This window comes from Desulfovibrio piger (assembly GCF_900116045.1).
Lineage (GTDB): Bacteria > Desulfobacterota > Desulfovibrionia > Desulfovibrionales > Desulfovibrionaceae > Desulfovibrio > Desulfovibrio piger_A.
Window position 1 is genome coordinate 1579527 of sequence record NZ_LT630450.1, and the last position, 7974, is coordinate 1587500.

Here is a 7974-nt window from a genome sequence, read left to right on the forward strand (position 1 = left end):
GATACGAGATTACGCAGAGCGTGCTCTGCCGTCAAGTCTTTGCTCCAAAATTCACGAAGATTTTTCTTCGCCAATCCCGGAAAAGGGCAGTCCGTTGGGCTGGCTATTTTTTATGAAATTTTTTATGAAAAATCCACTCTTTTTTTTGCAGAAAGAACGGATTTTACCATTTTTCTGTAAGTGCCCATCTTCATGCATCTTTTTTAAACTACCCCGGGACGTTCCCCCGAAAGGGACCGTTGTGTCCAAGGGGTTTTACCGCATGTTGCTGTCGCAACTAGCACGGAACATGCCCTCTGTACAGAGAAAGACGCCGTGCCCCCAGTTTTGTTATTTTTTTCACAATATATGCCCCCATCCAGCGGATGACAAGTCCCCTGCCCTGACCTATACTGCCCATGCCGCCCCCGCATCCGGGAGGCCTGCCCCGAACACAACCATCCTGTCCTACAAGGAGTCATCCCATGAAAGAGATCAGAGCTGCCGCGCGCGAGCGCATGAAGGGTCACTGCCGCGTTTGTCCCGTTTGCGACGGCAAGGCCTGTGCCGGTGAAGTGCCCGGCATGGGCGGCCTGGGCACCGGTGCCAGCTTCCGCAACAACCGCGAGGCCCTCAATGCCTGCAAACTCAACATGACGGCCCTGCACGACGCCCGCGAGCCCCGCACCGGCTGCACCATCCTGGGCATCGACCTGAGCTTCCCCGTCATGGCGGCCCCCATCGGCGGCGTCTCTTTCAACATGAGCGATGCCATGAGCGAAGACGACTACATCTTCGCCATCCTGGAAGGCAGCCGCGCCGCCGGTGTCATCGGCTGTACCGGTGACGGCGTGCCGCCCTTCATCATCGACGCCGCCGTCAAGGCCCTGAAGGCCTGCAACGGCCACGGCATCCCCTTCATCAAGCCCTGGGAAGGCAAGGAACTGTTCGAAAAGATCGACCGCGTGCTGGCCGACGGCAGCCCCATCCTGGGCGTGGACGTGGACGCCGCCGGTCTCATCACCCTGCGCAAGATGGGCCGCCCGGTCATGCCCATGTCCGTGACGGAACTGGAGACCGTGGTGCGCTATGTGCATGACATGGGCCGCAAGTTCATCGTCAAGGGCATCATGACCCCCGATGACGCCCATCGCGCCATCGACGCCGGCTGCGACGCCATCGTGGTCTCCAACCACGGCGGCCGCGTGCTGGACCACTGCCCCGGCACCGCCACCGTGCTGCCCGCCATCGCCGATGCCGTGCGCGGCAGGATCACCATCCTGGCCGACGGCGCCGTGCGTGACGGTGTGGACGTGCTCAAGATGCTGGCCCTGGGCGCCGACGCCGTGCTGGTGGGCCGCCCGCTCTGCATCGCGGCCATCGGCGGCGGTGTGGAAGGCGTGACCAGGTACTGGCAGCAGATGCAGGGCCAGCTGGTGCAGGCCATGCTGCTCACCGGCTGCGCTTCCCTGGCCGACGTGCGCGAGCACATCATCTACCGCGGCTAGTTGCTGACGCATCTCAGGGAGGGGCGGCCGCCCCTCCCTGTTTCCGTTTGCCCCGGCAAGGTGCCGCCCTCTGCGGGGCCCGGCACCGGCGGCCTCCCCTGCCTGCCCCCGCGGCAGGTTCTTTTTTTCAAAGGACAGCATCATGCAGTTTTCCGTGGATACCGACCGCTGTGTCTCCTACGGCCTGTGCCTTTCCGACTGTCTGCCCCGCGCGCTGGGCATGGACGAGGAAGGGCACCCCTACATCAAGGACGAACGCCTGTGCATGCACTGCCACCACTGCCTGGCCCTCTGCCCCACGGGCGCCATCAGTGTGGACGGGCACAGCCCCGACGCCTCCCGGCGTCTCCTCAATGCCTGGCCCCGGCCCGAACAGCTGGAGACCCTCATCAAGGGCCGCCGCTCCGTGCGCCAGTACCGGCCGGAAAACGTGGACCCGGCCCTGCTGCGGCAGGTGCTGGACGTGAGCGCCCACGCCCCCACCGGCGTCAATGCCCGCAAGCTCTGGGTGGGCGTCATGGACGACATGGACCGCATGCAGGCCTTCCGTGAAGACGTCTATGCCCGTCTGGCGGACAAGGCCCTCCACAATGCCCTGCCCCAGTGCCGCCGCACGGCCTTCTTCGCCGCGGCGCCGCGCCTGTGGAAGGAACAGGGCATCGACGGCATCTTCCGCGGCGCGCCCCACTTCGTGCTGGTGGGCAATGCCAAGGACGCTCCCTGCCAGGAGCAGGATCCGCTCATCTACCTTTCGTACCTGGAGCTCTACGCCCAGAGCCTGGGCCTGGGCACCACCTGGTGCGGCCTGCTCTACTGGTGCCTGCAGCTCATGCTGCCCGAGCTCCTGCCCGAGCTGGGCCTGCCCGAGACCCACAGCTTCCAGTATGCCATGCTGCTGGGCGAGCCCGCCATCCGCTACGCGCGCACGGTGGAATACGGCCCGGCCACCGTGCACCGCATCCAGTGGAAGTAAGCCTTTTCCAGCCTGGCCGGAGCGGAGGGCAAGACCTCCCCGCCCGGCCATGACGGACGGCGGCATGCGGGATCCTTTCCGTACGGCCGCCGTCTCTTTATCCGGCCCTGTCGCCATGATTGCCGCCTTCGGGCCGTCCGTCGGCGTTGACCCGGGCGCGTCTTTCCTGCACCATCTTGACAGTACGGCCATCAAAGACTATTTTGCCAAATGACCAAATAAAGGGACAGCATGCAGCACAACAAGGAATTCATCGCGGCACAGGCCCGGATCTTCAAAGCCCTGGGGCACCCCAGCCGCCTGCTGATGGTGGATGCCCTGCGCGACGGTGAAAAATGCGTCTGTGACCTGCAGGCCCTGGTGGGGGACGACATGTCCACCGTCTCCAAGCATCTGGCTGTCCTGCGTGACGCCGGTGTGGTCACCCGGCGCAAGCAGGGCGTGAACATCTATTACAGCCTTGCCCTCTGCTGCCTGGACCAGTTCCTGGCCTGTACCGGCCAGTTGCTGGAAAAACGCATCCTGAGCCAGATGGACATGCTGCGAAACCACTAGGCAGGCCCGCTGCGGCGGGATTTTTTTACCTTTAAATTTGGCAATTTTGCCAATAAGGAATATTTTATGGACCAGACCCCTTCCGCGCCACGTCCTCTTTCCGCCCCGCGTTACGCCCTGACATTCCTGGCCGTGCTGCTGGCCTGGACGGGCCTGTATGTGTCCATCCAGCCTCTGGCCGCCTGGCTGACCTTCGACCTGCTCTCCCTGGCGCCCGGCGGGGCTCCGGGCCTGGCCCTGGAATTTTTCCTCTATGACAGCGCCAAGATCCTGCTTTTGCTGGTGCTGATGGTCTATTGCATCGGCTGGCTGCGGGCCGGGCTGCATGTGGAGCGGGTGCGCGACTATCTTTCCGGCAAGGGCCGGGGCATCGGCTATCTGCTGGGGGCCATGTTCGGCGCCATCACGCCCTTCTGTTCCTGCTCCAGCATCCCGCTCTTCCTGGGCTTCACCATGGCCCGCATCCCGCTGGGCATCACCATGGCCTTCCTCATCACCTCGCCGCTCATCAACGAGATCGCCGTGGTCCTGCTCTGGGGCCTGCTGGGCTGGAAGTTCACCGTGGTCTATGTGGTCGTCGGCATGGCGGCTGGCATGCTGGGAGGCTGGCTGCTGGACCTGCTCTGCGCCGAGCGCTGGTTGCAGCCCTTCCTGCGCGGCATGCTGGGTGTCTCCGGCCAGGCGGCACGGGATGAGCGCGAGACCCGTCTGGGGCTGGAAGAGCGGCACCGTTTCGCCTGGGACGAGATGACGGGCATCTTCCGCCGCGTCTGGCGCTGGGTCATCATCGGCGTGGGCCTGGGGGCGCTCCTGCACGGCTTCGTACCGCAGGACTGGTTCGCCGCCCATCTGGGACAGGGCCAGTGGTGGTCCGTCCCGGTGGCCGTGCTGGTGGGCATCCCCCTGTACAGCAATGTCACGGGCGTGGTGCCCATCATGGAGAGCCTGCTGCTCAAGGGCCTGCCCGTAGGCACCACCCTGGCCTTCTGCATGAGCACGGTGGCCGCCAGCCTGCCCGAGATACTCATGCTCAAGCAGGTCATGCGCTGGCAGCTGCTGGCCCTTTTCCTGGGCCTGCTGCTGGTCATCTTCACCCTGGTGGGCTGGCTGTTCAACAGCCTGCAGCTCACGCTGTTCTAGGCAGACCGGGCCCGTGCCTGAACGCAGCACGGGCCCTTCCCGGCATCGGCGGGAACGGCAGGGACGGGGGCGGCCCTTCCCCAGCCGTATGCGGAGAGCAGCCCCCGCACAGCCCGTTCCCGCACTTCCTCTCAATATCCTGAAGGAGACAGCATCATGATCATCAAAGTCCTTGGTCCCGGTTGCTCCAAATGTGTCGAAGCCTACGAGATCGTCAGCAAGGCGGTGGCTGCTTCCGGCAGCGACGCCACGGTGGAAAAAGTCACCGACCTGCGGGAGATCATGGCCCTGGGCGTGCTGGCCACCCCTGCGGTGGTCATCGATGGCGGCATCATGTGCACGGGGCGCGTCCCCGGTGCGGAAGAAGTCCGGGGCTGGCTCGGCGCCTGAGGCTTCCGGCGGTCATCACGCCATACCCATGCAAGTGCCGGTCGCGCAATACCCGGTGAGGCCTGGTTGCGCGACCGGTGCCACACATTCACGGGGCCCGGGCTGCGGGCGCAGGCGCCCCCCTGTCCGCTGCCCTGATGCCCGGTATCCAGACCGCCCTTTCCCGGACCACATCCTGCCGGTCACCCGTCCCCCCCACGAGCCGTGCAGCCCGCATGCTCCGCCCTCCGGCTCCCTGGCCTTCGGCCTTTGCCCCTCCGGCCCCGCGCGCTGTCCTGCTTCTGCACGGCAGGGCCCTCGGCCTGTCCGATCCCGGCAGGGCCAGACCTCCGCCCCTCCTGAAACAAAAATCCCCTGCCGCCCAAAAGCGACAGGGGACAACGCGTCAAACGTTTATGGCTGGTTAGACCATGCGGGCAATGATGTCCATGCGTTCACCGCGCAGCAGGGCGATGGGCGGCACTTCGATGAGCGTATGGCAACCGGCCTGCATGCGGGTCGTGGCGCGGGCGCAGGAGACCAGCACCTGGGCGGTCAGGGCGGGGTTGTTGATGCGCATGTCGAACTTGAGGATCTGGTTGTCGGTCATGCCGGAGGCACCGGTGCGCTCCATGAGCACGCCGTGGGACTGGTCGGCCACGAAAGCCAGTTCTTCCCGGTCACGGCACTGGCGCACGTCCAGCGGATCGTGGGCAAAGTAATCGTCGGCCTTGATGCGGGCCGTCACGTCAGCCAGGTTCTCGCCTTCCTCCAGCACCACGTAGACCAGGCGCGAATGACGGCCGCCCCCCACGGGGATGGTGATGGACACGGCATCGGCCACGCCCTTGATGGCACGGGCGGCCACGGAATGGCCCATGGAACGGCCACGGCCGAAGTTGGTGAAGGTGGTGCCGCGGGGCACCATGGCTTCGAACAGGGCACGCAGCACGGAGTCCGTGCCGGGGTCCCAGCCGGCGGCGGTGATGCTGACGCTGTTGCCGGCCTTGGCGGCGGCATCCAGACGCGCCACGGTGGCGGGGATCTCGGTGTGGATATCGAAGCTGTCCACGCAATTGTAACCCTGCTTCAGAAACGCTTCCGCCGTGTCCGGGATGCTGCGCGAAGGCCCGCACAGGGCGATGACGTCAGGGCGGCCCTGGGCAGCTTCCAGGCTGGCCAGATCGGCGAATTCGGGCAGGCCGCGCAGGGCCTGGCCCTGCGTACCCAGGGATTCGGCACGACGGATCACGCCGAGGCACTGGCAATCAGGAGTGGCAAGGGCCGCTTCCACCACACGGGTACCGATATTGCCGAGACTGTGGACGGCAAGGGTAAACTTTTTCATATGCATTCCTTTGGCAAAAAAACAGGAGCGGCCTTCTGGCCACTCGCAAGACTTTCCTGACCTGGTCAGTAGGCCATTTTTTTAGATGGAAGTGCCGCCCGTCGTCAAGGGCAAGGCGGTCTCCCCCATGCCCCGCTGCCTGCCGCAAAGCGCAGGGCGGTCCTTTTGCCGCTCTCCCTTCTGGCACAAAAGGGGTCCCCCCACTCAGCGTAGCACGCAAAATATGTTCCAACCTTCCGCAACCCTTGATTTTTCAAAAAACAGCCGGAACTTGCCCCATGGCAAGTGATAATGGGTTGCCTGCTGCCGGCAAGTGTGCTTAGGTAACACGACCCATATGGGAATCAACCGACAGCCCCGCTGTCCAACGCATCGAGGTATGTATGAAAAAAATTTCGTTCCTGCTGGCCTGCGCCCTGCTCCTGTCCACCGCCTCCCTCGCGTCGGCTGCCTGCTCTCCTGAGGAAGCTCAGAAGAAGGCCAACGAATTCGCCGCTGCCGTTCAGAAAAAATCCCAGGCCGATCCGCAAGGCTATGCCAAAATCATGCAGGAGTTGCAGCCCCAGCTGCTGAAAGTCCAGCAGGAACAGAATCTGGAAAATATGTGCAAGTTCTATGACGATGCTCTGGAAAAGCTGAAGTAAATCATTGCCTGCCCAGGAGGTGGCCGAAGCCACCTCCTTTTTTTTAATGAAGAAGACCTCCTGCGTGGCAGGAGGTCTTCTTCATTGAAACCGGCAAAGCGGCGGGATAGAGGTCCGGCCGCTGGGGGATCGGGCAGGCGCGCCATACAAAAAAGACCCCCTCGCGCTGAAAGCGGCAAGGGGGTCTCGAACGATCTTTGGCAGCGGCCTACTTTCCCACATGACGTTATGCAGTATCATCGGCGATGGAGAGCTTAACTTCCGAGTTCGGAATGGGGTCGGGTGTACCCTCTCCTCTATGGCTACCAAAGAAATTTGTCAAAATATTGAAACAGGGATGGAAGGTTTTTCGAGAAACAAGACGCACGGGCTATTAGTACTGGTCAGCTCCACCCCTCACAGGGCTTCCACCTCCAGCCTATCGACGAGGTCGTCTACCTCGGCCCTTCAGGACTTGCGTCAGGGAGAACTTATCTTAAGGCAGGCTTCCCGCTTAGATGCTTTCAGCGGTTATCCCTTCCACACATAGCTACCCTGCTGTGCCGTTGGCACGACAACAGGTCCACCAGTGGTGTGTCCATCCCGGTCCTCTCGTACTAGGGACAGGCCCTTTCAATTCTCCTACGCCCACAGAAGATAGGGACCAAACTGTCTCACGACGTTTTAAACCCAGCTCGCGTACCACTTTAAACGGCGAACAGCCGTACCCTTGGGACCTGCTTCAGCCCCAGGATGTGATGAGCCGACATCGAGGTGCCAAACCGCATCGTCGATGTGAACTCTTGGATGCGATCAGCCTGTTATCCCCGGCGTACCTTTTATCCAATGAGCGATGACCCTTCCATTCGGGATCACCGGATCACTAACACCTACTTTCGTACCTGCTCGAGATGTCTCTCTTGCAGTCAAGCTCCCTTCTGCGTTTGCACTCGACGGCTGGTTTCCAATCAGCCTGAGGGAACCTTTGCATGCCTCCGTTACATTTTGGGAGGCGACCGCCCCAGTCAAACTACCCACCAGACACTGTCCTCTTACCGGGTAACGGCGAAGAGTTAGGGACCTGAACAAACAAGGGTGGTATTTCAACGTTGCCTCCCCCCATACTGGCGTACAGGGTTCACAGGCTCCCACCTATGCTACACATGCAGGCTCAAATCCCAATGTCAAGCTATAGTAAAGGTGCACAGGGTCTTTCCGTCTTTCTGCGGGTACACGGCATTTTCACCGCGACTTCAATTTCACCGAGTCTCTGGCCGAGACAGTGTGGAGATCGTTACGCCATTCGTGCAGGTCGGAACTTACCCGACAAGGAATTTCGCTACCTTAGGACCGTTATAGTTACGGCCGCCGTTTACTGGGGCTTCAATTCGGAGCTTCGCTTGCGCTGACTCCTCCTTTTAACCTTCCAGCACCGGGCAGGCGTCAGTCCGTATACGTCGTCTATACGACTTGGCACAG

7 protein-coding genes and 2 rRNA genes (1 of these 9 cut by a window edge) are annotated in these 7974 nt (G+C 62.3%); 6 read left to right on the forward strand and 3 right to left on the reverse strand.

Translation table 11 applies throughout. The features are described from left to right. The first annotated feature begins 464 nt into the window (after window positions 1-464). The 5 genes from DESPIGER_RS07300 (at window position 465) to DESPIGER_RS07320 (ending at window position 4545) form a co-directional block, all read left to right on the forward strand. Entirely contained in the window at window positions 465-1487 is a 1023-nt protein-coding gene (locus tag DESPIGER_RS07300) for an alpha-hydroxy-acid oxidizing protein (RefSeq protein ID WP_072334994.1), read from the forward strand. Window positions 1488-1629: 142 nt separating this feature from the next. Then, a complete protein-coding gene (locus DESPIGER_RS07305; protein ID WP_173783290.1) occupies window positions 1630-2460 on the forward strand; it encodes a nitroreductase family protein in 831 nt (276 codons plus the stop codon). A 231-nt stretch (window positions 2461-2691) separates the two neighbouring features. Beyond that, on the forward strand, window positions 2692-3015 hold the full coding sequence (locus DESPIGER_RS07310) for an ArsR/SmtB family transcription factor (RefSeq protein ID WP_072335000.1): 324 nt from the start codon (window positions 2692-2694) through the stop codon (window positions 3013-3015). 66 nt (window positions 3016-3081) lie between these two features. Further along, entirely contained in the window at window positions 3082-4155 is a 1074-nt protein-coding gene (locus DESPIGER_RS07315; RefSeq protein ID WP_156831650.1) for a permease, read from the forward strand. A 156-nt stretch (window positions 4156-4311) separates the two neighbouring features. Beyond that, window positions 4312-4545, forward strand: a complete 234-nt coding sequence (locus DESPIGER_RS07320) for a thioredoxin family protein (RefSeq protein WP_072335003.1) — start codon at window positions 4312-4314, stop codon at window positions 4543-4545. A gap of 403 nt (window positions 4546-4948) precedes the next feature. On the opposite strand, the gene DESPIGER_RS07325 is transcribed toward DESPIGER_RS07320, so the two are convergent. Then, window positions 4949-5872: a diaminopimelate dehydrogenase gene (locus DESPIGER_RS07325; protein ID WP_072335006.1), complete on the reverse strand. Its 924-nt coding sequence runs from the start codon at window positions 5870-5872 to the stop codon at window positions 4949-4951. Between the two features lie 383 nt (window positions 5873-6255). Between DESPIGER_RS07325 and DESPIGER_RS07330 the strand changes: the two genes are divergently transcribed. Then, window positions 6256-6516, forward strand: a complete 261-nt coding sequence (locus tag DESPIGER_RS07330; protein WP_072335009.1) for a BTB/POZ domain-containing protein KCTD2 — start codon at window positions 6256-6258, stop codon at window positions 6514-6516. Between the two features lie 195 nt (window positions 6517-6711). On the opposite strand, the gene rrf is transcribed toward DESPIGER_RS07330, so the two are convergent. Continuing rightward, window positions 6712-6826, reverse strand: a 5S ribosomal RNA gene (gene rrf / locus DESPIGER_RS07335). A 42-nt stretch (window positions 6827-6868) separates the two neighbouring features. Then, window positions 6869-7974, reverse strand: a 23S ribosomal RNA gene (locus tag DESPIGER_RS07340) (it continues 1827 nt past the right edge of the window).

Excerpts from the sequence above, each read along its gene's own strand:
- DESPIGER_RS07305 (WP_173783290.1), top strand. The coding sequence starts at position 1,630 with ATGCAGTTTTCCGTGGATACCGACCGCTGTGTCTCCTACGGCCTGTGC.
- DESPIGER_RS07320 (WP_072335003.1), top strand. The coding sequence starts at position 4,312 with ATGATCATCAAAGTCCTTGGTCCCGGTTGCTCCAAATGTGTCGAAGCC.
- DESPIGER_RS07315 (WP_156831650.1), top strand. The coding sequence starts at position 3,082 with ATGGACCAGACCCCTTCCGCGCCACGTCCTCTTTCCGCCCCGCGTTAC.
- DESPIGER_RS07300 (WP_072334994.1), top strand. The coding sequence starts at position 465 with ATGAAAGAGATCAGAGCTGCCGCGCGCGAGCGCATGAAGGGTCACTGC.
- DESPIGER_RS07330 (WP_072335009.1), top strand. The coding sequence starts at position 6,256 with ATGAAAAAAATTTCGTTCCTGCTGGCCTGCGCCCTGCTCCTGTCCACC.
- DESPIGER_RS07310 (WP_072335000.1), top strand. The coding sequence starts at position 2,692 with ATGCAGCACAACAAGGAATTCATCGCGGCACAGGCCCGGATCTTCAAA.
- DESPIGER_RS07325 (WP_072335006.1), bottom strand. The coding sequence starts at position 5,872 with ATGAAAAAGTTTACCCTTGCCGTCCACAGTCTCGGCAATATCGGTACC.